The organism is Labrenzia sp. R5_0 (genome assembly GCF_017743835.1).
GTDB classification, from domain to species: Bacteria; Pseudomonadota; Alphaproteobacteria; order Rhizobiales; family Stappiaceae; genus Roseibium; species Roseibium algicola.
The window spans coordinates 889,767-915,788 of sequence record NZ_JAGHRK010000002.1; the positions used below are offsets into that span (position 1 = coordinate 889,767).

The window sequence follows — 26,022 nt, forward strand, 5'->3', positions numbered from 1 at the left end:
GCTTGCAGCCCTGACGACAAGACCGCTGCCCTGCCTCAACTGCGTGCGGCAAGAGGCGAACGCAGGGAAACCGGGCCACCATCTTTGTCTCCTCCAGTTTCACTCTTCGATGCTGCCATCTTGCGCGTTGGTTCCGCCGGTTTGCGCGCCTCGTTTTGCACGGGGCCGCCGTGCTGGATCAGGCGATCGACCTGCGATGGACGCCCCAGCAGAAAGCCCTGACCTTCGTCGCAGCCTTCCTGTTGCAGGATCTCCATCTGCTCTTCAGTTTCAATGCCCTCAGCCAGCACCGGAATGTCCAGGCTCTTTCCGAGAGCCAGAACGGCGCGCACGATCGCCTTGGACTGGCGGTCCTGCTCCATTTCGCCAACAAACGCCCTGTCGAGCTTGATCTTGTCGAAGGGAAAGGTCCGCAAGGTTTCAAGCGAAGAATACCCAGTGCCGAAGTCATCCAGCGCAAGACCGACGCCCAGATCCTTGATCTGGCGCATGATGTGCAGCGAACGGGCTTTGTCTTTCACAAGGGCGGTTTCCGTCAGCTCCAGCTCCAGGCGGTGTGGTGAAAGTCCGGTCGTCACCAGGGCCTCATGCACCAGCCGTGGCAGGTTGGTGTCCATGAACTGTACGGCGGAAACGTTCACGGCAACCCGGTAGGCCGGTTCCCATCGCGAGGCGTCCTCGCAGGCCTTGTTGAGCACCCAAGCTCCAAGGGAAGCGATCAACCCGTTTTCCTCGGCAACGGGAATGAACTCGGACGGTGAAATCGGGCCGATTACGGGATGGGTCCAGCGAAGCAGGGCCTCATATCCCCGGATGCCCTGGCTGGAATTCAGCGACATCTGCACCTGATAATGGATCTCGAGCTCGCCCCGCTCCAGCGCCCGTCTCAAATCTTCTGCCAGCTGCCGCCTGTTTCGAACCGTCGCACCGATGTTGGCATCGTAAAAACAGATCGTTTCGAGAAACCCATGCTTGGCGTGATACATGGCAAGGTCGGCATTGTTGACCAGTTCGTCCGGCGTCTGGGCATCGTCAGGCCAGATCGCCGCCCCGAGGCTCGCGCCAACGATGCCGTCCATTGCCCCTATTTCGATCGGACGGGTGAAAACGCTCTCTATCCGTTTCGCAAAAGACAGGATTTCATCCTTGTCGCTGAAAGGCTTGATGGCTGCGAATTCGTCGCCGCCGAGGCGGGCGATGAATTCATCATCGCGCAGGATCTGCTCCATGCGCCGGGCCAGGATGCGCAGAACTTCGTCACCCGCAGCATGGCCAAAGGTGTCGTTGATTTCCTTGAAGCGGTTCAGGTCGATCCCGATCACCGCCAGCTTCTTGCCGGGGTTCAAATACCCATCGAGATTTCCGGCGAGCTGTCTCTGGAAGCTCGTGCGGTTCGGCAAGCCCGTGAGTGCGTCATGAGCGGCAACATGGTGCAGTTGCCGCCTGGATATGGCTCGCACATTGTTGTCGATCAGGAAGCTCGTCAGCCCGGTGCCGACAACCAGCAGGGCAACAACGGCAATTGCCAACGCAAGGGCAAGGGCAGCACCGTTATCGACCTCCGTGAAATTCTGCGACATCGGGATGATCCGCAACGCGGTCATGCCGGTGAAATGCAGGCTTACGATCCCGGTCACCATCAGGGCAACGGCTACCCAATACCGACGAGAGCCCAGGTAGGTGCGCCAGATCAAGGTGATCGCGGCAGCGGACAGGGCCACAGACAAAAGGACGGACGCGACGATGTAGCCGAAGTCCCACTCGACGAGCCCTGTGATCCGGTAGGCGAACATCCCGGTGTAATGCATGGCCGCAAATGAAATTCCGACGAGAGCCCCACCCATGCCGGTCAGGATCTTTCCGCTACCGAGGCCGCTGACCACGAAACTGACAAACAGCCCGACAATCGCGATCACAAGCGAAATGAGTGTCAGGGCCGGATCAAACGAGACCGGAGCAGTCGGCTCGTACGCCAGCATTGCAACGAAATGCGTGGTCCAGACACCGCCGCCACCGGCAACGGCGGCCAGAAACTGCCACCCGAGACGCTGTGTGCCTTGCGCACGCACACAACGCCGCAACAGCCGCAGGGTAACGGCCGATCCAAACAGACAAACGAGAGCTGCGAGCCCCACAAGCGCGATGTTGTGCTGATAGAAGATGCAGCCAAGCACATTGAACATGGTCGGGAATGATCCGTATAAATGCGTAGATAATCGGGTAGGTAGCACCTAAAAGTTACGGTTGAATTGACTAATTCCCGAGAAACAGATCGACCCTCCGGCCCCTCCCGAGGCCGAGCCTCACCGCGTTTCAATCGACGTCGGCTCTTGCGGAAAAAGGCTTGCCTTGAAAGGAGCCGTCGTGTGACCCTGCGTGAGATTGCCGCAACAGTTTCCGACGTCATGACCGTACGCCCACCTCAACTGACCAGACCTGCCGACAAGGATCCGCTCTCGGCAGCGCTCGAGAACGAGATTCTCAACGAGAAGGCATCCACGCTTTCGCGGCTTACCAAAAAGCTGGAGACGGCTCTCGCCGATCTGAAATCGGCGGAAGACGGTTCCGAAACAGATAGCGAAACCCTGCAAAACCGGCTTGCCGAAGCCGGTGAAGCGCTCTGGCATGTCACCATCCAGCGCGAGTTATGCGGCTTGCGTCAGCACCGGGCCTTCTACGATTTCCTGGACGTTCCAAAGGCTGTCCGCCTGCGCATGGGGCCTGCCGCGGCCTTTCGTTCGGCACCCGGCTCCTGACAATCCACCGGGCTGTGACCGGTATCACTTCTTTGTTGATGTCCCTGCCCTAGAGACAGGAACCGGTTGCATCTTCGCGGCTGCGGTGGTTTTTTCTGGGGGCTTTTTGCAAGATGAGTTATTTACAGTCGCATCCAGCGAGCTATGTGAACCAACTGGAGCTCGCCGGCACGACCGCATTTGGTCGGCGAGAAACACAAGATAAAGCCAGGCGCAGAAAAATTATGGTGTGCAGGAAGACCCGTCATCTCGGCCGAATTTCCAGACTGGTGACTGGATGTCTGGTTTTTGGCCTGCTCCTGGCTCCTTTGGCGCTGCCTCTTGCGACAAGTACGACCGTGCAAGCCCAATCCGTGCGGGTGGTGCCGGAAGGCAACCGGTTCAAGAGCCAGCCGAAGATCCCCTTCGCCTCTTCGCGCCGTACCGCCGCCTCCAAATCATCCTACGATGCCAAGTTCGACAAGGTTCTGGCCGTATTGAAGCGTGATCGCCGCCTGATGGGGTCCATCAAGCGCGTCTCCGCCCGCTACGGCATCGACCCGATCCACATCATCGGCGCCATCGTCGGCGAACACACCTACAACTACGACACGCTCGACAGCGCCCAGTCCTACTACGTCAAGGCTCTCGCCTATGCCGGCATCCGCTTCGACTTCGAGCTGAACGGAGAGCACGTCGACAAGTTCGTCGAACGTCCGCAGTTCGATCGCTGCCGCAAGGACCATGTTCAGAAAAGTTCGGACCGCCGCTGGTCCTGTTACGAGAACGTCTGGAACAGCAAGTTTCGCGGCCGTTCGGTTGACGGCGTCCGTTACCCGAAAAAGAACTTCAACGAAGCGTTCTTCCAGCCGCTCTATTCCGGCCAGAGCTTCGGCCTTGGCCAGCTGAGCCCGCTTACGGTCCTCAAGATGACCGACCGGGTTGCCAAGCAAAGCAACTTCCGCAAGCTGACGGCAGCCGATTCAGAGGCGGTCTACAAGGCCACAATGGACCCGAACATCTCGCTGCACTACATGGCCGCGATCATCCAGGACTCCATTGCCGCCTATAAATCCGTCGGCAAGGTGGATATTTCGAAAAACCCTGGCCTGACCGCGACGCTCTACAATCTCGGCGATCCCTGGGGCCGGGCTGCGAAATACCGCCGCAGCGGCCAAAGCTGGCCGCAGGAAAACTACTACGGCTGGCTGGTCAATGATCGCATCGACGATCTGAGAGCCCTGCTCTGACAGGTAAAGTCGCCAGCCTTCGCCCTTACAGCACAGCCGAACCCCTAACGACGCCAGGCTACTAGTGTTTCGACCCGCCGAGGGCTGCCCGAAGCGGGCAGTCCCTCGGCGGATCAAGGCATCACCGCACCTCAAGTCAGGAACGGATTGGTCTCACGCTCATGGCCGATCGTCGAGGCCTGGCCGTGACCTGGAAGAAAGGCGACATCGTCACCAAGCGGCAGCAGCTTTTCGCGGATCGACTTGATCAGGGTCGCATGATCGCCACCGGGCAGATCCGTGCGGCCGATGGAGCCGGCAAACAGAACATCGCCGGAAATCGCGAAACGCAGTTCCTTGTCGAAGAACACCAGGTGGCCGGGTGAATGGCCCGGGCAATGCAGAACATCGAACATCCGCCCGGCGATTTCCACCTGGTCGCCTTCGACCATCCAGCGATCCGGCATCACGGGCTTGACGCCTTCCACGCCGAATTGCACCGCCTGGTCGGCCACCCTGTCGATCAGCATCTGATCGGCTTCGTGCGGCCCCTCCACCGGCACCTTCAGCGCTTCGGCCAGGTCGGCCGCACCGCCAACGTGATCGATATGACCGTGCGTGAGAACGATCTTTTCGACATTCACGCCCTGCTTGTTCACCGCTGCCAGGATCTTGTCGACATCGCCGCCCGGATCAACCACCGTTCCGCGCATGGATGAAGGGTCCCAGATGAGCGAACAGTTCTGCTGAAACGGCGTAACGGCAATCACCATCACCTGGATTGGCGGCATGCCGTCTTCCGGATTTTCATCCCCACCGGAGTTCGTCGTGTCCTGCGCCATGGTAGCCTCCTTCAACAGCGGCCTCGCACGGCCCATTGTAACAAATACGGGACAACACCATCCGGTGTCGTGTTTCTGGTCAATCGCGGCTTCACCTGGCCGCGTGCATTTCGTACAAGATGTATGGACCTGTTGGAAGACGCCAAGCACATTCGGATAGCCGGAGCTGATGACGCCACGACTGTTGACATTGCTGATGACTGTTGCCGCAGCGCTTTTGGGCGCTTCGAGCACAATGGCGCAGCCTGGCCGGACGACGCCCAGCTTCGAAAGCTGGACGGTCGATTGCGGCAATACCGGCGTGTGCTTTGCCTCCTCGTTCACCCGCAGCCAGTCGGTCTGGGTCGATGTGCGCATCGTCCGCGACTGGCAGGCGGAGGCCCAGCCTCTTGTCCGTGTAACCACCAACACCGAGCTGCCCAAGGACGGCACCTTGAAGTTCGAGGTCGACGGCGCTCCGATCGAGGCGCTGCCGATCGAACAGCTGCGTGAGATGCAGCCGGCTGTCAATCCGCCAGCCGGCTTCCGTCCGCTCGGTGGAGAAGGCTTCTGGTATCCGACAGGCCCGGCGACAACGACGCTGCTTGACGCCATGCGCAAGGGCAAGGAACTCACCATCAGCGTACCTGCGACCACCGGAACCGACCCGGTCGCGGTACCCGTCCCCCTCCTCGGCCTCAAATCCAGTCTGTTGTGGCTCGACAATCGCCAGGACCGCACCGGCACCGTTGCAGCCATCGTCTCCCCCGGCACCGATCCTGCGAGGGACGCCCCGCACGCCATTCCGCTGATGAGCGCCGACCAGCTCCCGCCGGAAGTGGCTGCCGTCTGGTCTGCCAACCGCCTGTGCTCTGAAATCGACCCGACCATCTTCGCCAGCCTGAACGCCGTTCGGGTGCCGCTTGCCGATAGCGCCGCGCTCTACATCATCCCGTGCGGGGCTCCAACCGCCTACAACAGCCCCTATGTAGCTGTCCTTTCCGGCAAGGACGGCGCGGCCCGTCAGGTGCATGTCGCCCGCATGTCGGAAAAGGGTCCGGTCGCAACGGATCTCATCTACAACGCAAGATGGATTCCGGCCGATCAACAGCTCGTAAGTTACTTCAAGGGTTCAGGAGTTGGCGAATGCGGCCTGTGGAACCGATGGGTATGGAACGGCACCGGCCTGGTGCTGCTGGAAGAAGCGGCCAGGAAAACATGTGACGGTACGGAACCTGACTTGTCCAATTGGTCAAGTACCTGGCCTCCGAAAAACGCTTCCAATTAGCGCCTGCACCAAGGATTTTCTTGCGATTTTCCCTGTCCCGCCCTTATGATGATAACGCAGCGGCTGGAGAGGGATGTGGCAAGATTGTTTCAACCCGATCCCAGAATGTTGATCAGACGCACGGAGTGCGCCTGAGTGTGGTGACTCGACTGTGAAGGCGGGTGAGGTTGGTCGTTATGTGCCGAAAGGGCGCAACAATTAAGGTGATTCGGTAATGCACGATGGTGATTCGGACCGGCGGTCGCGTGGTCGGCGCGGCGGCAAGCGCGAGTTTGGCGGTCCGCAAGACTTCGGCAGTGATTTTGGCGGAAGCGAGTTCGGTGGAGACTTCTATGGCGGCGGCCGGGATGGCGGCTACCGCGGCGGACGCGACAATGATTTTGGTGGCGGCTACGGCCGCGACGACAATAAAGAAGGCGGCTATGGCGGCGGCCGGGGCGGTTACGGCGGCGGTGGTGGCCGTGGTGGCTACGGCGGTGGCGGCGACCGCGAAGGCGGTGGCGGTTACGGCGGCGGCGGTGGCCGTGGTGGCTACGGCGGCGGCGGACGTGAAGGCGGCGGCTATGGCGGCGGCGGACGCGAAGGCGGCGGTTATGGCGGCGGTGGTCGCGATGGCGGCGGTTATGGCGGCGGCGGCGGTGGCCGTGGCGGATACGGTGGCGGCGGTGGCCGTGAAGGCGGTTACGGCGGTGGCGGACGCGGCGGATATGGCGGCGGCCCGCGCGAAGGCGGCGAAGGCGACGGCTTCCGTCAGCAGCGCCCGCGGCGCGACATGCCCCCGGTCGAGCGTGGCCCGCGTCAGTCTGGCACCGTGAAGTTCTTCAAGAACGACAAGGGTTTTGGCTTCATCACTCCGGACGAAGGCGATGCGGATGTGTTCGTGCACATTTCCGCGGTCGAGCGGTCCGGTTTTGCCGGCCTGGACAGCGGACAGCGGGTGTCCTTCGAGACCGAACCGGATCGTCGTGGCAAGGGCCCCAAAGCGGTCAACCTGCAGGCGCTTGAAGAAGGCGACGCACCGCAGGAAGACGACGGCGGACCTGCCGAAGAATAAGCTCCCCTAGCCCCTGCCACACAGAGGCTTGAGAGCATGAAGCAAGTGGGCGCAGCCTTGCTGCGCCCACATTCTTTTTACCGACAATGCCGGCACCGCCTCCCCCGACCTGACTTGGAGCCGTGCCGGTTTCCCTTGATCCCCTGCAGTAGCTGCAATCAACGGATCCAGCGGACATCTTTCCACTTCCTGCCGAAGCCCCTATAAGGCGGGTCCGAAATCCACCGTGGTGCCCCATGCTTGCCGTTTCATCCGATACCCTGACCATCCGACCGTTCCTGCCGGGCGACCTCGGCGCGTTGCTTCCGCTGAACAATGCTGCTGTTCCGGCCGTCAACGAACTGACAGCCGAAGAACTGCTTGATCTTGTCAATTCCGCCCTTGTCTGTCTTGTTGCAGTCGTGGACGACACGCCTGCCGGTTTCCTGCTGTGCCTGGGCGACGGCGCAGGCTATGACAGCCGCAATTATCAATGGCTGAGCGAACGCGTTTCAAATTTTGCCTACACCGACCGGATCTGCGTCGACGAGAGCCTTCGGGGCAAGAAGATCGGCGACGCCCTTTACGGCGCGCTGTTTGAACGTTTTGCCGGCAGTGGTCGTGTTTTCGTCTGCGAAGTCAACGAACGCCCCGCCAACCCGGGCTCGATACGGTTCCACAGCCGTCTCGGTTTCTCGGAAATCGGCAAGGCAGACCACGGCGACAAGGCAGTCATCTTCTTCAAGCGCGATGCTGAACCTGCCTCCGGGAACCAGTCCGAATGAACTACCGCCATGCCTATCATGCGGGAAACATCGGCGACGTCCTGAAACATGTCGTGCTGGCCCGCCTGATCGCCTATTTCCAGCGCAAGGACAAAGCCTTCCGCATCCTCGACACCCACGCGGGCATCGGTCTTTACGATCTCAATTCGCAGGAGATGCAGAAGACAGGTGAATGGCAACTGGGCATCGGCAAGGTGCTTGAGGCCGATATTCCGCCTCAGATAGCCGAATTGCTTGCTCCGTGGCTGACGGCAGTGCGCGCGCTCAACGACGGCGACGCGCTGAAGGTTTATCCCGGCTCGCCCATGGTCGCACGGCAGCTGATGCGCAAGCAGGACCGCCTGACGCTGACGGAACTCCACCCGGCGGATTACAAGACGCTCGCGGAGCGGTTCGCAGGTGACCATCAGGTCAAGACCATCCACCTGGACGGCTGGCTTGCGATGGGAAGCTTTCTGCCCCCCAAGGAGAAACGCGGTCTTGTGCTGATCGACCCCGCCTTCGAGGTGACGGACGAATTCTCCCGCATGACCGACGCCGTGGTGAAGGCCTACAGAAAATGGCCAGGCGGCACCTATGCACTCTGGTATCCGATGAAGGATGTCAGAGCGATCCGGCGCATGCATGGCGACTTCGACGAAGCTGGCCTGCGCGACGTACTGAGCCTCGACCTCAACGTTGGCAAGAGCGGCCCGGACACCAGAATGCTCGGTTCGGGCATGACACTGATCAACGCCCCTTTCACGCTTGCGGAGGAAATGCGTCTGGTTCTGCCCTGGTTGTGCGACGTCCTGCACCAGGGACCCGGCACCAGCTGGAACGTAACGCAGCTGATCGGCGAATAAAGCCCCTACAGTGACACTTTTACCGGGATCGAACCTTGACCTTCCGACCCGGCTCCCCCATCGTCTCCTACACAGTTTGATTTCCGGAGTTTATGCCGTGAGTATTGCCCGATCCGTCTGCTTGACCCTGTCAGCCTTGGCCTTTTGCGCAAGCTTGGCTGCACCGGCTGCCGCGAATGACGACCGTGTCTACTTCTCGTTTGGCAGTGACAAGCGCTTGCCGGATTGCACGGCCGCATCCGTTCAAAGTGCCGTCGCAGGCACCGTCGCCCGGGCTCGCAAGGACTATTACGGCGGCCGCACGATCTTGAGCATCGACGGCATCAGTGAAGTCAACAACAGCGGCAATGACGTCAGCCCGATCGAGCGCCGCTACTGCAAGGGCACGGCCAGCCTGTCGGACGGCACCATTCAGTCCGTCCACTACATGGTGGAAGAGCACGCCGGTTTCGTCGGGCTCAGCTGGAATGTGGAAGCCTGCCTCGCGCCTCTGGACAAGTGGCGGGTCTACGGCGACCATTGCAGCACGGCGCGCCCGCACTAAGGCCACGGCTTCCCCAAGAAGGTTGATCCATGGCGCTGCTCGGCCATATCGGAAGACTGTCCGCCTGCCTTCTGGCGGGACTTCTGAGCCTGCCAGCTTCTGCTGATCAGTCCGGAAAATTCGATTTTTATGTCCTCGCCCTGTCCTGGTCGCCGACCTACTGCAAGCAACAGGGCGCGGATGCCAATCCGCATCAATGTGATGTCTCCAAGCCCTTTCGCTTCGTCGTGCATGGCCTGTGGCCCCAATACGAGCGTGGCTTCCCGGAAAGCTGCCCAGACGCACCGAAGCGCATCGACCGGCAAATCGCCGTTTCGATGGAAGATATCATGCCGAGCCACAATCTCGTCTTCCACGAGTGGCGCAAGCATGGCACCTGCTCCGGCCTGACGCCGGAAGACTACTTCGATCTCACCCGCGAGGCTTTCGACAAGATCACGATCCCCGGGGCCTTCCGCACACTCGACAAGCGCGGCAAGGCAGCACCCGATACCGTTGAGAAAGCCTTCCGGCTTGCCAATCCGGGCCTCAAGGAGGACGGGCTTGCCGTCACCTGCGACCGGGGCGAACTTGAGGAAGTCCGCATCTGCCTCACGCGGGATCTGGAATTCCGTGCCTGCCGCGAGGTCGACAGATCCGGCTGCCGCGCCGGCAGCCTGTCCGTGCCTCCCCCCGGCGCACGCTAACCGTCTTAGACACCCCAACCGCCTTCTTCTTTCAGGAGTTCGGACCCATGATGAAACTTCGCTCGTCTCCCCCTTCGCCTTTCGGCCGCAAGGTGAAGCTCGCCCTGTCCATTCTCGGCCTCAAGGGCAAGGTCGAGATCGAAGACGCCAATACCGCCGACCCCTCTGACAGCCTGCGCAGCCAGAACCCCCTCGGCAAGATCCCGGCACTGGTCCTGGAAAACGGTGATGTTCTCTACGACAGCTCCGTCATTCTGGAATACCTCGACTTCCTGGCGGGCGGCGGCAAGCTGTTTCCGGAAGGCGAAGCCCGGTTTCCGGTCCTGCGCGACCAGACACTGGCGGACGGCATCATGGATGCGGCCATCCTTCGGGTCTACGAGAAGCGCTTCAAGGAACCGAAGTACCGCGACCCGGCCTGGGACGCCTATCAGGCAGCCAAGATGGACCGTGGCCTGAAGCACTTTGAAGACAACACGCCACCTGTTCCGGCAACCGCTGCAGACGTCAATGCCGGCTCCCTGACGCTCGCCTGCGCCCTCGGCTATCTGGATATCCGTTTTGCCGGTGAATGGCGGCAGACCCATCCGAAACTTGTGGCCTGGCTGGACGCCTTTGAAGCAGCCGTCCCCGCCTTCACCGACACCAAGGTGCCGCCTGCCCCCGTTCCGGACAACGCCCCGGCCCTGCTGCAGTAATCGCCTGCCTGCAGCAACATGCTATCAGCCGGCCCTGGTGATGCAGGGCCGGCTTTTTTTGTTCGGAGGGAGGTTCAGTGCCCCTGCTCTGCAAGCACGCCAATTAACGGACCAGCGACTTGATGCTACAGTTCTGAAACCAGCAGGATGAACATAAAGGCATGTGTCTTGGTCGAGATGATCTACATACCAATTTCACCGGCTGAACTCCTCGACAAGATCACCATCCTTGAAATCAAGGCCGGCCGCATATCCGCTCCGGAGAAACTGGAACACGTCCGCTTCGAATTGGCTTCGCTCAGCGAGATTTACGACCGGCACATGCCTGATACGGGCCAGGTCCACACCTGGAAGGCCCGGCTGAAAAGCCTCAATGAAAGTCTGTGGAGTTTCGAAGACGACATCCGCAACTACGACCGATCGCAGGATTGCAAGGACCGCTTCGTGGATCTGGCACGACGCATTTACCAGACGAACGACAAACGCGCGGCACTGAAACAGGAGATCAATACGGAACTCGGGTCTCGTATTGTCGAGATAAAATCATACGCCGCCGTCAGCAGTCTGCAGAAACTCCCCTTGTCCGTTCAAGACGAACACGAAGTTTGAAAACTGGTAGAAATTCGCCAATGGATCTCTCGGCTCCCGCCGCGTCCAACCGTTCGGCAACAACTGATAGACGTCGTATTCTGGAAGCATTTCCGCGAAGTCGTTCAGCGTCCTGCTGCGGAACATCTGGTGCCAGTTGAACTCCATCTGGATGAACCGCGGCCTGATTTCGGAAAACACCCTGGCAGCCCCTTCGAACACTTCGGTCTCAAAGCCTTCCGTGTCGATCTTGATAAGATCTACCGCCGTTATTCCGGCTACCCGGCAATAGGTATCAAGCGACGTCACCCGCGCCTTCACCGTTTGCTCGTTTGTGACATAACTCACCTTCTTCACCTCCTGCGAGAAGGAGGCAAGAACAGGGTTCGTTGCATCGAAATGCAGTATCCCCTCGCCGTCGAAGTTACCAACCCCGACATTTTCGCAAACGATCCTGTCGCCGTACGCCTGTGTGTTTCGCACCAGCTCTCCATGCGTTGAGAGCAGCGGCTCAAAGGCAATGACGTCGGCGGACGTGTAGTTCAACAGATCAAGACTGTATCGGCCGACATTCGCACCGATGTCGAAACAGAGCCTCGGTGCAGTGGCGGCCAGGATCTCTTTCACGAAGAAGGTCTCGCCGCTCTCCAGATTGTTGTAGCCCCGCGCCGACAAGGCGGCATTCAGCAGATAGTCATTCAGCTCGGCCAGATCCGGACTGTGCCGGTTGGCGATGTACCACTCCAGGAATGCCTCGGTCAGGCTGGATGCGGATGTCTGGTCTTTCATTCGCGCCGTCACCTTTCGCCATCTGCAGTGCGTGCTCCTTGCGCCCCTTACAGCGGGATCATCAAAGACTTTGAATTTGGGCAGCACCCTGAACTAACCTAAGGTAACTTTCGCATGGATTTGAACCATTCAATTCAAAGCAATTTCAAATCAGCCAGGACCTCACTGCCTCATGACCATGCCGGAATTCTACAGCGAGTATTCCCCGCAAGCCCTGACAGACCTTCGGGAAACGCTTGTCGGTCAGCTGAAACATGTTTTCGGACCGAGCCGGGGCGGCTTGCGGCACGAGATCTGGGCCGTGGAAAAGGCCCTGGGCATGCACCAGCAGTATTTCAGCCAATCCGGCCAGGACAAGTTCCTGAACGACGAGGTTCTGAAACACCGTACAGGCGGCGTTTTCCTGGAACTTGGCGGATATGATGGGCTCACTGGTTCAAACAGCCTTTTCTTCGAAAAGGAACTTGGCTGGACCGGACTGTTGATTGAGCCGTCACCGGCGAACTTCGCAAAGGCGACGTCCGTTCGCGGCTGCGCGTGCCTTAACGCTGCGGTCGGCTCGCCGACACCTTTCGCGGAATTCCTGGAAATCCGAGCCGGCTACACCCAAAGCGGCGGTCTGCTTGCAAACATCGCTCCGGACCTTCTGGAGAGGATCCGGCAGCATCCCGAGCACGACGAGCGCATTGCAAAGATACCGGTCCGCTCGATCAGGGAGATACTGGCAGACGCGGGAATTGAGCATATCGATTATGTGTCTCTCGACGTTGAAGGCGGCGAGATGGCTGTCCTGGAAGAGTTTCCCTTCGAGACCATCCCGGTCGAAGTGTGGACCATCGAGAACATTACCGACAGTCCCGAGATCCCTACCTTCATGGCTGGAAAGGGATACGAGGTGATCGAGTTTATCGGCATAGACGAAGTCTACAGAGCAACGTGAACGGGACAGCGCAGCAGACCAAATGACCAGAGACCCCGGCCCCCTGAAGGCAGATGACTTGTACGAAATGGCGCTGCGAAGCTTCGGCCGGGAGCAATGTGCCACGGCAATTGCCTATGCCGATGCCTGCCTGAAGCTCGCTCCGGGTCATGTGGACGCCTGGCTGTTGCAGGCGGAGGTTCATCTTCTGGAGGAGCGGGATACGGCTGCACTTGCCTGTCTTACCCGGGCTGCTGCCATCACGCCGCCAAGCATCGTCGCCCTGCACCGCCTTGCTGCGCACTATCTGCGCCTCGGACGCCTGGAAAATGCCTTGGCCGTGGCAGAACAGCTGAAAAACCTGCAGCCGGACGATCCTGAAATAGACTATGTCCTGGCCGTCGCCCGCTCCAGATCAGGCAGGCACGGCGAGGCATTCAACATCTTTCAGAGGCTCTTGCGCCACGATCCGGACGATGCCGGTTCAGCTATCGAAGCCTCCTGGCTGGCTCTGGGGCAAAGGGACTATCGGCGTGGCTGGCCGCTTTGGGAGCATCGCTTCGGCGCCGGCATCACTCCGGCCGCCGTTCACCACCTGCCCTTCTGGGACGGATCTCCGCCAACGGAGAGGAAAATCCTGGTTCTGCCCGAGGGTGGGCACGGCGACATCATCTGGGCAGCTCGGTTTCTGCCAGGTTTGAAGGCTGCCGGCGCAAGGGTCCATTTCCTGTGTCCCCCGGCCCTGTCGCACCTCCTGCAGAACCTTCAAGGTGTCGACATCTGGGTCGAGAATGCTGAAGAGCTCCCTGGGTATGGCTGCGAGTATCAGATCTCGCTTCTGTCACTGCCTTATCTGCTTGGTGTCGATGATCCGTCCCGTTACCCACCTCCGCGCCTGAAGTGCGATCCGGCGTTTGCAGGAAGGCGAGACGCCTTGCTTGCAAGGGCGAGAGCACCGCTTCGTGTCGGCATCCTCTGGTCGGGAAACGTGGACTACGGTGGCAACGCGGACCGGGCAGCGCAGCTCTCGGATTTTCTGCCGCTTGCCGAACTGCCCTTCGTTCAACTCTACAGCCTGCAGAAAGGGCCGCCCCATCGCCAGCTTATCGAAGGCGGGTTGGGTGATCTTGTCATCGATTGTGACGATTTCGATTTTGCCGAAACCGCCGCCATGATCCAGTCGCTGGACGTCATCGTGATGACCGATAGTGCTGTGGGACATATTGCCGGGGCGGTCGGCACACCGGTCTGGCTTCTGCTCGACACTTTTCCCCACTGGTATCACTGCTTTGAGGGAGATCGTTCGGACTGGTATCCGGGAATGCGTTTTTTCCGGCAACAGCATCCGCGTGACTGGAGCAATGTCGTCAGGAACGTAGGTGAAGCTCTGAAAGGAGTTGCGGAAAGCAGAGGCATTTTGTAACTTATGTCAGTTTAGCACTTAAATCTTTTATAGTATTTGGTTCTTGAGGGATAAGCTTTGGTTGACCGAAAGAAACCGGGGATCGATCAAGATCTCGTAAAACTGGGCGCAGGCAGAAGACCGTCAGCCGACAGCTCCATGGGCAGTCGGCCCGGACAGATGCATTCCGAAACCCTCACCGCCGGTCCGGCTGGATACGCTCCCTTCTCCAAACGGCCGGCGATGAACACGATCTATGCAGGGCATCCGGGCGCGCGGCCACCGGTGATGGACACCATCTATGCAGGTCATCCAGGCTATCGCCGACCGGTGATGGATACCATCTACGCTGGACATCCCGGCCATCGCCGACCTGCGATGGATACCATCTATGCCGGTCATCCCGGTTTCCGGCGGGCAGCTATGGAGACCGTCTATGCTGGTGGCGCAGGCTACCGCCGACCGGGAATGAACACCATCCACCCGGGGCATCCCGGCTCACGGCGCGCGGTAATGAACACCGTCTACGGGGGCCGCGCGGGGTCACGGGTTCCAAATGCAAATACCGTCTTCTCACCGGGCTACGGCGTGTCTCAAATTCAGACGCGGCAAGTCACGGATCCCTTTACCCGCCAGCCCGTGACCGTTTCCTACAATACCGTCACCGGCCTTTATCTCGACAAGAGCCTCAATCGCTGGCTCCCAGCTCCGCCCTGGATCAGTGCACAATTCCGGCGATAACAAGGGCGGTGCTCCCGTGCTGAGTTTCAACGTTACCGTCGATGCAAGCGGCGGAAACACTGAAGGCAGCGGGCAGGCAACGATCGGCTGGTTGCTGGCGGGCGACGAATCCCAACTGGTCTACAAGCCACCGCAAAGGCTGAAACAGCCCTCAGGCCCGCGCCAGCGAACCCATGCCAAATCCGTGACAGCCTGCCCTGCGGTCCTGGGGCTCGAAAGCAGGCTTTTCGAAGTACTATGTCCCTGCGACCTTTCCCTTCAGATGGCCGAAACCGACTTCGGTGAACCCGTGGTCGTGAACGCCGACGGGCCAATGTCCTCGGTTCGAGACGATGTCTTCGCTCACCTGATCATCCTTCATCCGCGCGAAGAATGGCGCTCGCCCGACCGCCCCATCCTGCAGATGCGCCTGCCGTATATCTTCGTTGCGGACGAACCCACCTACATGTCGCAGCTGCCACCGTTTCAGCATGTCGGGAAATCGTTGCTTCCCGGCCTGATGATACCGGGAAGGTTCCCGATCAACGTCTGGCCGAGAACGCTGACATGGGCGTTCGAATGGCACGATATCTCCGCTCCCCTCATCCTGCGCCGCGGAGACCCGCTGTTTTATGTTCTTTTTGAAGTCTATCCCCAGTCCCGGGCCATCCAGCTGGTGGAAGCGGAACACACTCCGGAGCTGCAAGCCTATCTGCAGCAGATCAATGGCGTCGTCGGCTACGTGAACCAGACCTTTTTACTGTTCAAGGAAGCAGAAGAGCTGCGACCGGCGCAACTCGTAACCCCAAAGAAAGCACCATAGGAAACCGGTGAAACTCTGCCGAGGTCCTGACGCCTGCCCCGAGACACCCGGCATCCATGCCCCGGCATCACCTTCAGAAAGGCAACAGGAAATGGCGAATGAGGTCGACGGAGCAACACCGCTCATCATCATGATTGCGATGCCGACCCGCGGCCAGGTCGAACTGCCGACGGTTCGCTCCCTCATCGCGTTGACGCAGGAGTTTCAGCACCACGGACTGCCGTTTGCGTTCGAAACCTATGGTGCCGCAAACCTCGTCATCAACCGCAACCACCTTATGAGCAAATTCCTCGCCCACAAGCAATTCAGCCACATGCTGATGCTCGACTCCGACATGGAGTTCACACCTGCGGCCGTGTGGCGTCTGGTCGCCTTCGGCGGCGATTTCGTCAGCGCCTCCTACCCGCAGAAATATTACAACTGGGATCTGCTCCGGCAGCTGATTGAAGCGGAAACCGCCCTGCCGGAAGCGGAGCGAAGCCCGATGGAACAGCTCGTTTCCCGCAGCATGACCTACAATCACCAGCTTCGCGACTATGACAACACCGACTGGCACCCCGACCATCGGGATGGTTTCATCTCCATTCCCGCCGGAGGCCAGGGCCTGACGCTCTTGAGCCGGAAGGTGCCGGAAACGATGGTGGAACGCGGTGTCGTCACCAACTACCCCGACATGTCGCTGATCCCCGCCCATGCCGACATGGAGTATTACGACTTCTTCGGCCACCTTCCGACGCCAAGCGGTCGGTTATTCCTGCATGAGGACCAGAGCTTCAGCCTGCGCTGGGTACGCGGTTGCGGCGGCACCATCTGGCTGGACTACCAGACCGAAATCCGTCACGCAGGCCTGCATACCTTCGAAGGCAGGTATTCCGACAAGCTGCAGGACGATTTTCCCTCGCTTGAGGTTTGACGGCAGGTGATGTGTTCAGCATGGAAGCAAGGGTCTCATTGCGCATGAGCGCCTACCGGCATCTTCCGTTCAAAACGCAAAAGGCCGCGCCACAAGGCACGGCCCTTCTTGCAACAGATTTTTTGCAGCGTCAGGCGACTTTCTTGCCCGACATGGCATGAACGTCCGCTGCTCCCAGGCGCTGACCGCCAATGGCCCAGTCACCCTGCTCGACTTCCATGATGCGGACCCAGGTGACCGGGCGCATGGCTTCGCCTTCCACGGCGACCATGGCTTCGGTCACCTTTTCAATCAGCTGGTGCTTCTGTTCGGGGGTGAAAACGTTCTTGATGACATCGATCGTAACCAGCGGCATTTCATATCTCCTAGTTTAAGTAACAGTGTTTCCAAGCAACATCGGACGTTCCCGATGAACAAGAGATACGCCTTACCCAGCGGCAATGCTTGACGGGGACATGAATATAACTGACCTTTTCATGAAGACTTTCGGGGAAAGGGGAACGTGTGCCGCAAGCCGACGCCCTGGTGTTTACCTTTGACGGATTTGAACTGGACGGCACACGTTTCGAATTGCGCCGTGATGGCGAACGCGTGGCGATCGAGCCGCAGGTCCTCTCCCTCCTCTTGCTGCTGGTCGAAAACCGCGACCGGATGGTCAGCAAGGACGAATTGATAGAGCATGTCTGGGATGGACGGATCGTCTCCGAAACGGCAGTGGCAGCGCGGATCAAGGCTGCGCGCAAGGCTGTGGGGGACAAGGGCAGCACACAGAAAGTCATTCGGACGATCCATGGCAAGGGGTTCCGGTTTGTCGCGGAAACCGAGGTTTCCAGTCTCCAGGCAAAGGCACCCCCGGCACGTTCGGGCCTGATAACCGAGGAACAGGCCGCCCCGGCAATTGAGGAAGCGCTGAAGACCGCGCGCGACGGGCGGCCCTCCATCGCCGTCCTGCCCTTCCAGTATTTTGGCGAACCGGGCCAGCACGAAATCGTGGCCGATGCCCTGCCTGCCGACATCATTGCGGATCTGTCGCGCCTGCACTGGCTGTTCGTTATCGCACGTGGATCGAGCTTCCGCTTTCGCGGACCCGATGTGGACCCGCTGTCCGCCGGTCGCCAACTCGGCGTTCGCTATGGTCTCACCGGCACGGTCGAACTTGCGGGTGAGAGCGTCACGATCGGCGTTTCGCTGATCGACATGACCAGCAGCGGCACGATCTGGGCGGAACACTATCGTGGCAGCCTGTCCGAATTGCAGCAGCTCAGACCGGAAATCGAAAGCCATGTGGTTGCCAGTCTGGCGGTTCAGATCCCGCAGAACGAAGTGCGCATCGCACGCAGACGCGCTCCTGGAGAACTGGATGCATGGGCCTGTTTTCACCTGGGGCTGGATCACATGTACCGATTCAACCGGCAGGACAACGCCCGTGCGTCAGAACTGTTCACACGATCCCTGGAACGCGATCCCTATTTCTCCGGCGCCATGGGCGGGCTGTCCTTCACGCATTTTCAATCAGCCTTCATGCGCTTTGCGGAAGATCCCGAAGCCGAGGTCGAAAAGGCTCGCGCGCTGGCGCAGCAGGCGGTGGAGACCGACAGGCTCGATCCTTTTGCTCACTTCAATGCCGGGCGGTGTTCCTGGCTCGATGGCCGGCTGGAAGATTCAATCGCCTGGTTTGACCGGGCAACCAGCCTCAGCCCCAGTTTCGCGCAGGGTGTCTATACACGCGGGCTGGTAAGCGTGATGGCAGGTCAGGCAGCGCAGGCCGATGCAGATCTTGCTCTGGCGCTGGACCTCAGCCCGCTCGACCCGCTTGCCTATGGCATGGTGTCGGCACGTGCGCTGGTGCAATTGCAACTGGGCGACAGGCACAGGGCGGCAGAGCTTGCCGTGAAAGCAGCGCAGATGCCTGGTGCGCACAAGCATATTTCCCTGATCGCGGCGCTGACATCACACCTGGTCGGCAAGAATGCAGAAGCCCGGCAATGGCTGGCCCGGGCGAGACAGGCAGATCCGGAAATCAGTTCGGAAGTCTTCTTCGCGTCCTTCCCGTTTGCCGAAAACGGCGCTCGCGAAACGATAGAGAAAGGCCTGCGTGAACTCGGGGTGTGAAAAGGCTTCGCGACCCCATGACTTCGGGAAGCCGATACGTCATCAACACAGGACTTGCCTGACGCCCGATGTCTGCTTGAATCCGCAGTCCGAATTCAACAGCAAATGCCGTCGACGGGCGTGAATTACCAGATTTTGCTCTGCACTTCTGCGTTCAGACCAAGTCTCTGCGAGTTGATTATCTGCACTTGCAAGGTTCCAGATGTAACGCTTCCAGCGGCCTGGATGCGACCAAAAGCACCCTCCCCAAATTTCAATCGATTAGTCTTCAAACTGCTTATGGACATTACGTTTCCACAAGAGCTAAAGACCGTGCGCAGGACAAAGACTTGCCACTCAGCGCGCTGGAAAGACCATAAGGGAGTTTTGTGTATGGCGGCCATGGATAACCACTTCGACAACTGGAAGGAACAACAGTCCGCTGCCGAGCAGATGATCCCGCTGGTTGGGCATCTCTACCGTGACTACGGCATCAACATCCGGATTTTCGGCCGGCGTCTTCTGAACAACTCCGCCATCGAGATCCTCAAGGCACACCGCTATGCCCTGCAGATCACCGGGCAGGAACTGGACGTCACCAAGAGCCTCGAAATCGTCAAGGCAATGCTGGAGATGGACCTGGCCGCCTCGCGCGTCGACCTCGGCAAGCTGTGCCACGGCTACATGGAAGAAGGCGGTGACGTTAAGAGCTTCCTCGAGAAGCAGCTCGCCAGCATCAACACCGGCAAGACATCCATCCTGCAGGAACCCCAGGATGTCGTTCTCTATGGCTTCGGGCGTATTGGACGCCTTCTTGCCCGCATGCTGATCGAACGCGTCGGTGCCGGCAACAAGATGCGCCTGCGCGCGATTGTCGTGCGCGGCGGCAAGGCCGGCGACCTGAAGAAACGCTCCAGCCTGCTGCGACGGGACTCCGTCCACGGCGCTTTCAGCGGATCCATCACTGTTGACGAAGAGCAGAATGCGATCATCGCCAACGGCAACTACATCCAGGTGATCTACGCCAACTCTCCTGCCGAGGTCGATTACACCAAATACGGCATCCGCAATGCGCTGGTGGTCGACAACACGGGCATCTGGCGCGACGAGGATGGTCTTGGCCAGCACCTGAAGTGCCCAGGGGCAGCGAAGGTGATCCTGACCGCGCCGGGCAAGGGCAGCATCAAGAATATCGTCTATGGCGTGAACCATGGCGACATCTCGGCGGATGACAGGATCCTGAGCGCGGCCTCCTGCACCACCAACGCCATCACGCCGGTGCTGAAAGTGATCAACGACGAGTTCGGGATCGAGAACGGCCACGTGGAAACCATCCACGCCTTCACCAACGACCAGAACCTGATCGACAACTACCACAGTGGGGATCGTCGTGGCCGATCCGCGCCCCTGAACATGGTGTTGACGAGCACGGGTGCGGCCAGCGCGGTCGCAAAGTGCCTGCCGGAAATGAAGGGCAAGCTGACCGGCAATGCAGTGCGGGTGCCGATCCCCAACGTCTCCATGGCCATCCTCAACCTGAACCTCAAGCGCGAGACGACGGCCGAGGAAATGAACAATTACCTGCGCGGGATTTCGGTGCAGTCGCCGATGCAGGACCAGATCGACTACACAGCCTCGACCGAACTGGTTTCCTCCGACCTCGTCGGCTCCACCCATGCCGGTGTGGTCGACAGCCAGGCAACCATCGTCGACGGCGACCGGCTGGTCCTTTACGTCTGGTATGACAACGAGGCGGGCTACAGCACACAGGTGATCCGCCTGATGCAGGAAGTTGCGGGCATGAAGTACCCGTCTGTCCCTGCATAACCCTACCGTTACAGAACAGGAGGGGCCCAAGCCATGTCTTGGCCCCTTCCATTGGCTTTTGCCGTGAAGCTGCGCGAAGCGCTTTTGCCCCATCAATGCTCAGGACGGGGTGAGGTTTTTTTTTGTGGTTTGATGATCACTGCCGGCTGTTGCCGAGCGCCGGACCGAAAACCGAACAAGTCAGTCAGCGCCGCGCCTTGAAATCGGTTGCTCGACAGTTTGGGCTAGGTGGTAAAAGCAGGCATTCAAAAAAAGGCGTAGAAATTTCAAAACGCCTGGAGAAGAGAGCTTGCCTGAAGGGAGCCAACCGGCCGTTTCAGATGTCTTCTTCTTGAAAACCTGTCTGCGGGCAATTCAACGGATTGATGGGTATACCCTGGCAAGCAAGCCAAAACACATCAATTCCAGTCGAATTGCACCGCAGGAGAGGTGACCCTTATGGCGTCTTGTTCACGCCGAGGGTTTCTGGTTGTCAGTTCCGGTCGAGGTTAGGCCTCAACGAGATTTCTGGCGGGAAGATTTCTTGATCTTCACTGTCTGCGTATCGGAATTGCTTTCGTGACCGATCTTGCCAAGTTCGTCGACAAGATTGTCGATGCAATCCTGAAGCGCCTGACCTTCAAGTCCCCAGCAGCTCTGGCCAGCGGAAGCAGGCGTTGCCTGGATCAGGAACGTGGACATGACAGCAGCCAGTGCGAAAGAAGTGGTTTTCATCATAGTAGTTCTCCATTTGGTTTTGGCGTCGGCGACCTTGCCGACACACCAAAGATGGGAACCTTTCTTTTCAGCCCCGTTTCACCGGGTGTTTCAATTGTATCCGGGCGTTCGCCCCACTGAAATATCCGACACATTGTTTCAAATGCGAGGTCTGAACGGGCATTGAGCTGGGCGACAAAACCCCAGACAAGATCTGTGTAAACGACTGAAGAAAATCATCTTTTGAAAAAACTTGGAAAGCCGGATCACGCGCCGGGGAAAGCGTTTTCCCATGTCCGCCCGGTATCAAAAATCCCGCCCTTGCACACACCAAAGGTACAATTGTTACCGTTCACAAGGAGACAGCGCGGACCTGGGGCTGGATTGATGCGCCAAAAAGCCGGGATGCTGACCAACAGGACGCAAATTCCGGCTCTGACGAACTGGAATTTGCGGCAGGTGTCACAGCTTAAGGGGTTTCCCGGGTCGCTGGGAAGAGCACTTAATCGAAGACGTAGCCCAACCCTCGGACCGTTCTGATGGTCTCGGGTTTTGTGGGATTGAGTTCTATCTTGCGGCGCAGCCTTGAAATACGCAGATCGATCGAACGATCGAAAGGTTCCCAGCCCTTGTCGTGTGCCTGTTCCAGCAACTGGTCGCGGTTGAGAACGCGTCCACGGTTCTCGACGAACACCCTGAGCAGCTGATACTCCATGGACGTAATCGCAATTTCCTGACCGTCGCCACCGATCAGCCTCGCCCCGTCCAGATCCAGACGGCAGGTGCCGAAGGGAACTGTGCCTGCGTGCCGATCCTTCTGCTGCGCACTTGTTTCGTCAAAACTTCTGCGCCTCAGTGCGGCTTTGATCCGGGCCTCCAGTTCGCGCAGGTCGACAGGTTTGCCGACATAATCGTCGGCTCCCATTTCCAGCCCCACGACGCGGTCGATCACATCACTTGCTGCGGTCAGCATGATCACCGGCACGGTCGAGGTGGTTCGAAGGTCACGCAACGCGGTCAGACCATCCGTACCTGGCATGTTCACGTCCAGAATGATCAGCGCCGGTTCCAGGCTCTCCAGAAGCCGTTTCATGTCGTTGGCGTTCGGCGCCTCAACAACATCATAGCCGCGCTCGGCGAGATACTCGGCAACCATTTCGCGAAGATGAGGTTCGTCGTCACAGACCAAAATTTGCTTCGCACCCGGAGCCCCGCTCATGATGTGTTTTTCCTGCTGTCCAGTTGATTTAACAAACAAGCCAGATCCTTCTTGGAAATGGGCTTTTCAATGTAGGGGCGCTCGCTTTCCGTCAGAAATGTCTGAACGGACTTCCCCATGGCATCGCCTGTCATGAAGGCGATACGATCCTTGTAACCGGGCGATAACCCGATCAGGCTGTTGTAAAATGCGGCACCGTCCATGCCCGGCATCTTGTAGTCGCTGATAATCAGATCGACGGATGTGTGTGACAGGCGCGCAAGAGCCTTGCGTGCGCTGGTTTCCTGTATTGCCTGGCATCCGAGATCTGCCAGCAGGTCACAAACGAGTTCGCTGACCGCGACATCGTCATCAACGACCAGTACCCGTTTGCGATGATGCGTTCCGCCTGGCTGGGCCTGCGAGGTGTCAGTTGAAGCCTCTGTTTCCATCGCGGGCAGCCGCACGAAGAAACTTGTCCCTTTGCCAACGGATGAACTGACTTCGAGAGTGCCTTCATGGGTGTCGACAACCCGGTGACAGAATGCCAGGCCGACACCTGTCCCTTCACCCACGTCTTTTGTCGTGAAAAACGGCTCGAAGATGCGGTCCCTGATTTCCTTCGTCATCCCCGGACCATTGTCCCGGACTTCGAGGACTGCCTGGCCGTCTCTTCCGTCGTGGAACGTCCGCAACACAAGCACCGCTTCCTCACCAAGCGGCGAAAGGGCGTGTTCCGCATTGATAATGAGGTTCGTAACGACCTGGACCAGCTGGTCCGTATCGCCGAGGATTGACGGAAGATCCTCATCAAACTCCGTCTCAATCCTGGCTCCGTTGGAGCGCAGCCCGTAGCCGGCAAGATCAAGGGCAACCGAGGCGATTTCGTTCAGCGTACAAGGTTCCAGATTTGCCGGTCGCTGGCGCGCCATGGACAGGAAAGCCCTGACGATCCGCGCGCTTCTGTCGGCAGCCTCCGCGATGCGGTCGATGCGCTTTTCCAGCACCGGGTCCTTGAGCTTTCCCTGAAGCATCTGGGCGTAACCGGTAACGATGGAAAGGGGATTGTTGAGTTCGTGTGCGACACCGGCAAGCAACTCACCCAGGGCGGACAGTTTTTCGTTCTGGTGGGCAATGTCACGCTGTTTCTGCAATTCCTCCTGCATGGCCAGAAGGTCCGAAATGTCCCTTGTGGAGGACACGATGACATTCTCGCCCTTGTAGTCGGTCACGCGGGCGGCGGTGATGCCTTCCATGATTGAGCCGTCGGCCCTGCGGAATTGAACCCGGTAATCATCAAGTGTTCCCGTCGGCAAGAGCGCTTCCAGATACCGCTCCCGATCCTCCGGCTTCAAGAAGAAATTGAGGGTCGTGTCGATATCGCCGAACCGCTCCCGTGAAGCAGGCGGGCAGTAGATGATTTTTCCATCTTCGATGCGGGAGACGAGAAAGTTTGCCGGGCAGGCCTCGACGATCTTGTGCAGAAGCAGATCCGCCTCGCGCTGCTCTTCCTCGGCACGTCGCTGCTCGGTCACGTCGATAAAGGAGACGAGGTACCCGTCCAGCTCGGTTCTGTGGGCTGACGCCAGCAGAATACGTCCACCGGCAAGATGGATGGCCTGCTTCTTCTGGTAGGATTTCACCAGAAGCGTCAGCTCGCACATATAGGACGTCTTGTCTTCGCCCTCGGGAACAAGAACGACGCCGTTGTCGATCAACCGGCCCAGGATGGTGAGAATGTTCTCCCCGGCAACGGGCGGTGCCAGTTCACTGAAGTACATTTCGTACCAGAGCCGGTTTCCGAGCACGAAATTGAGGCTCTTGTCGAAGAGCACCAACCCCTCATCAAGAGATTGAATGGCATCATTCAGGGTGGCCAGGCTTCTGGCCTCGGTTTCTTTCAAGGCGGTGATGTCGGTGACCACGACAACGCGGCTGTTGTGTTCGGAGATGGCTCGCTCGACACGGTAGTGCCGGCCATCCCAGAAGCGAACCTCCATGGGTTCCAGCGTCTCGCGCTGCTGCTTCACCGCAGCGGTGAATAGCTCAGCCGCGCGGTCACCTACTTCCTGACCGGCAACCATCGATATCTGCGGTGCCAGCAAGTCGATCCGCTCAATATCCGACAGCTTTAGAATTTCGGCCGCGGTCAGGTGAAAGGGCGCTGCAAACGCATCATTGCAATGCGTGAACTGCCCGTCCGGCCTTTCAAAGGCGATACCCACCGGCAACCGTTCAACCGCAGTCGTAAAGCGCCGCTCAGCCCTGACGCGATCCGTGACGTCTTCAATCGTGAGCAGCCGTCCTTTCAGATTTGTCTCGTAGGCGCTGCCGACCAGTTCCCTGTTCTGATTGTTGGGTATCGGATACCCCTTGATGGCAAGGCGTATAAGCCGATCCAGCTCATCGAGCATTTCGGCGGGTTTCATGCCCCCCGGAAGCGGGATCAGGCCGCATGCTATGGCCTCGGCGTGGATGTCGCGCATCGCACGGCCAGGGACGAAAAGCGTCCCGTACGGGTCGCCAATCTCCCGAAACTTCTTGTTGGCAAACACCAGCCGATCATCATCATCGACGAGCGCGATACCAACGTCGACGGCATCAACCGCGCCATAAAGGATCTCTCTTGCACGCGCCTCTGCGGTCCGCTGTTCCGTGATGTCGCGAACCTTCACGACAATGCTGCCGTCTTTCAGATGCTTGAGATAGATCTTGTGCTGGCTGCCGTCGGCAACCTTGATCTCGATCTTCAGTTTTCCCCTGGCTGCCAGGGTTTCCAGGACACCAGGCAAACCGCCTTCAGGGCTGCGAACGAATGAAATGTGCCCACTGCGGACAGCGCTGCCAACGATGTCGTCGAGCCGCACGCCCGGAACAAGCAGATCCTTGTGCGGACCCAGCATCTCCGCATAGCGTTTGTTTGCGAAAACGAGCCTTCTGTCACTGTCGTAGAGCACGAAGCCATCGCTCAGCGCCTCGACAGCTTCTTCCATGAGCAGCTGGATCCGGTTTCTATCGGCTTCACTTTCAGAAGCACTCGCTCCGTCTTGAAGCAACATTGGATCTCACTTTGTATCAACGCCTCGGCAAGGGCGGCAGGCCGGACCTCATTTCTACGTAAGCTTCTTTTCAGTTTGGCCTTGCCGTTTGTATCAATTGTATCATGTCGCAAGCGTCGAGAGCCCGCAAACCGGGATGGAACATTGCCCGTTGTCCGACCTGGCCGACCCATTTGGAACTTTCAGCCCCCTTCCTTGAGGCCTAAAGGTGGCTGGAGCCGGCAAGCTGAAACCATGGGCTTTCGATATCAAGGCTGTCGATATCTGGTCGGGAGTAACGCAGGCTGGGGATGAATGGGGCGGAGCGGCAACGTGATGCGGGTGCCGATTACC

At 59.1% G+C, this 26,022-nt stretch carries 24 protein-coding genes; 17 read left to right on the forward strand and 7 right to left on the reverse strand.

Annotated features, from left to right (window positions below; genetic code table 11):
• Positions 1–35: 35 nt before the first annotated feature.
• Entirely contained in the window at positions 36–2,183 is a 2,148-nt protein-coding gene (locus J7447_RS12980) for a bifunctional diguanylate cyclase/phosphodiesterase (protein WP_168692390.1), read from the reverse strand.
• A 183-nt stretch (positions 2,184–2,366) separates the two neighbouring features.
• On the opposite strand from J7447_RS12980, the gene J7447_RS12985 reads away from it, so the two are divergent.
• Positions 2,367–2,756 (forward strand): DUF6665 family protein, encoded by a 390-nt coding sequence (locus tag J7447_RS12985; protein WP_209169796.1) that lies wholly within the window; start codon positions 2,367–2,369, stop codon positions 2,754–2,756.
• Positions 2,757–2,980: 224 nt separating this feature from the next.
• Positions 2,981–3,985: a DUF1402 family protein gene (locus J7447_RS12990; protein WP_209169797.1), complete on the forward strand. Its 1,005-nt coding sequence runs from the start codon at positions 2,981–2,983 to the stop codon at positions 3,983–3,985.
• 131 nt (positions 3,986–4,116) lie between these two features.
• Here J7447_RS12990 and J7447_RS12995 read toward each other — a convergent pair whose 3' ends face one another.
• A complete protein-coding gene (locus J7447_RS12995; RefSeq protein WP_031268222.1) occupies positions 4,117–4,806 on the reverse strand; it encodes an MBL fold metallo-hydrolase in 690 nt (229 codons plus the stop codon).
• Between the two features lie 169 nt (positions 4,807–4,975).
• On the opposite strand from J7447_RS12995, the gene J7447_RS13000 reads away from it, so the two are divergent.
• The 8 genes from J7447_RS13000 to J7447_RS13035 all read left to right on the forward strand — a co-directional run bounded on the left by J7447_RS13000 (position 4,976) and on the right by J7447_RS13035 (position 11,273).
• Positions 4,976–6,073, forward strand: coding sequence for a DUF1176 domain-containing protein (locus tag J7447_RS13000; protein ID WP_022998016.1), 1,098 nt, complete (start codon positions 4,976–4,978; stop codon positions 6,071–6,073).
• A 214-nt stretch (positions 6,074–6,287) separates the two neighbouring features.
• Positions 6,288–7,127, forward strand: a complete 840-nt coding sequence (locus J7447_RS31300) for a cold-shock protein (protein ID WP_022998017.1) — start codon at positions 6,288–6,290, stop codon at positions 7,125–7,127.
• Positions 7,128–7,363: 236 nt separating this feature from the next.
• Positions 7,364–7,891: a GNAT family N-acetyltransferase gene (locus tag J7447_RS13010; RefSeq protein WP_022998018.1), complete on the forward strand. Its 528-nt coding sequence runs from the start codon at positions 7,364–7,366 to the stop codon at positions 7,889–7,891.
• The gene (gene rlmJ, locus J7447_RS13015) at positions 7,888–8,736 is read left to right on the forward strand and encodes a 23S rRNA (adenine(2030)-N(6))-methyltransferase RlmJ (RefSeq protein WP_209169798.1); all 849 of its coding nucleotides are present in this window, start codon (positions 7,888–7,890) and stop codon (positions 8,734–8,736) included. The genes J7447_RS13010 and rlmJ overlap by 4 nt, the downstream gene beginning before the upstream one ends.
• 97 nt (positions 8,737–8,833) lie before the next feature.
• Positions 8,834–9,280: a hypothetical protein gene (locus J7447_RS13020; protein ID WP_208984223.1), complete on the forward strand. Its 447-nt coding sequence runs from the start codon at positions 8,834–8,836 to the stop codon at positions 9,278–9,280.
• Between the two features lie 29 nt (positions 9,281–9,309).
• Positions 9,310–9,966, forward strand: coding sequence for a ribonuclease T2 (locus J7447_RS13025; protein WP_209169799.1), 657 nt, complete (start codon positions 9,310–9,312; stop codon positions 9,964–9,966).
• 47 nt (positions 9,967–10,013) lie between these two features.
• Positions 10,014–10,664 carry a glutathione S-transferase family protein gene (locus J7447_RS13030; RefSeq protein WP_022998022.1) on the forward strand — a complete coding sequence of 217 codons (651 nt, stop codon included), beginning with the start codon at positions 10,014–10,016 and terminating at the stop codon, positions 10,662–10,664.
• A 147-nt stretch (positions 10,665–10,811) separates the two neighbouring features.
• Complete coding sequence (locus tag J7447_RS13035) at positions 10,812–11,273, forward strand: DUF6165 family protein (RefSeq protein WP_209169800.1); 462 nt, start codon at positions 10,812–10,814, stop codon at positions 11,271–11,273.
• Here J7447_RS13035 and J7447_RS13040 read toward each other — a convergent pair.
• Entirely contained in the window at positions 11,208–12,041 is an 834-nt protein-coding gene (locus tag J7447_RS13040; protein WP_209169801.1) for an FkbM family methyltransferase, read from the reverse strand. The two genes, J7447_RS13035 and J7447_RS13040, sit on opposite strands and share 66 nt — an antisense overlap.
• Before the next feature lie 172 nt (positions 12,042–12,213).
• On the opposite strand from J7447_RS13040, the gene J7447_RS13045 reads away from it, so the two are divergent.
• From J7447_RS13045 to J7447_RS13065, 5 genes are all read left to right on the forward strand, one after another.
• On the forward strand, positions 12,214–12,981 hold the full coding sequence (locus J7447_RS13045; RefSeq protein WP_168684792.1) for an FkbM family methyltransferase: 768 nt from the start codon (positions 12,214–12,216) through the stop codon (positions 12,979–12,981).
• Positions 12,982–13,003: 22 nt separating this feature from the next.
• Positions 13,004–14,383: a tetratricopeptide repeat protein gene (locus J7447_RS13050; protein WP_209169802.1), complete on the forward strand. Its 1,380-nt coding sequence runs from the start codon at positions 13,004–13,006 to the stop codon at positions 14,381–14,383.
• A 159-nt stretch (positions 14,384–14,542) separates the two neighbouring features.
• On the forward strand, positions 14,543–15,103 hold the full coding sequence (locus J7447_RS13055; RefSeq protein ID WP_209169803.1) for a hypothetical protein: 561 nt from the start codon (positions 14,543–14,545) through the stop codon (positions 15,101–15,103).
• 16 nt (positions 15,104–15,119) lie between these two features.
• Positions 15,120–15,905 (forward strand): hypothetical protein, encoded by a 786-nt coding sequence (locus tag J7447_RS13060; protein WP_209169804.1) that lies wholly within the window; start codon positions 15,120–15,122, stop codon positions 15,903–15,905.
• A 91-nt stretch (positions 15,906–15,996) separates the two neighbouring features.
• Entirely contained in the window at positions 15,997–16,818 is an 822-nt protein-coding gene (locus J7447_RS13065) for a hypothetical protein (protein ID WP_209169805.1), read from the forward strand.
• A 130-nt stretch (positions 16,819–16,948) separates the two neighbouring features.
• Here J7447_RS13065 and J7447_RS13070 read toward each other — a convergent pair whose 3' ends face one another.
• Positions 16,949–17,173 (reverse strand): tautomerase family protein, encoded by a 225-nt coding sequence (locus tag J7447_RS13070; RefSeq protein ID WP_022998030.1) that lies wholly within the window; start codon positions 17,171–17,173, stop codon positions 16,949–16,951.
• 149 nt (positions 17,174–17,322) lie between these two features.
• Between J7447_RS13070 and J7447_RS13075 the strand changes: the two genes are divergently transcribed.
• Positions 17,323–18,930: a winged helix-turn-helix domain-containing protein gene (locus J7447_RS13075; RefSeq protein ID WP_022998031.1), complete on the forward strand. Its 1,608-nt coding sequence runs from the start codon at positions 17,323–17,325 to the stop codon at positions 18,928–18,930.
• A 372-nt stretch (positions 18,931–19,302) separates the two neighbouring features.
• Positions 19,303–20,736, forward strand: a complete 1,434-nt coding sequence (locus J7447_RS13080; RefSeq protein WP_055655809.1) for a glyceraldehyde-3-phosphate dehydrogenase — start codon at positions 19,303–19,305, stop codon at positions 20,734–20,736.
• A 495-nt stretch (positions 20,737–21,231) separates the two neighbouring features.
• Here J7447_RS13080 and J7447_RS13085 read toward each other — a convergent pair whose 3' ends face one another.
• The 3 genes from J7447_RS13085 to J7447_RS13095 all read right to left on the reverse strand — a co-directional run bounded on the left by J7447_RS13085 (position 21,232) and on the right by J7447_RS13095 (position 25,689).
• The gene (locus tag J7447_RS13085) at positions 21,232–21,453 is read right to left on the reverse strand and encodes a hypothetical protein (RefSeq protein WP_062487708.1); all 222 of its coding nucleotides are present in this window, start codon (positions 21,451–21,453) and stop codon (positions 21,232–21,234) included.
• 481 nt (positions 21,454–21,934) lie between these two features.
• Entirely contained in the window at positions 21,935–22,651 is a 717-nt protein-coding gene (locus J7447_RS13090; protein WP_209169806.1) for a response regulator, read from the reverse strand.
• On the reverse strand, positions 22,648–25,689 hold the full coding sequence (locus J7447_RS13095; RefSeq protein WP_209169807.1) for a PAS-domain containing protein: 3,042 nt from the start codon (positions 25,687–25,689) through the stop codon (positions 22,648–22,650). Before J7447_RS13095 ends, J7447_RS13090 begins: the two co-directional genes overlap by 4 nt.
• Between the last annotated feature and the right edge of the window lie 333 nt (positions 25,690–26,022).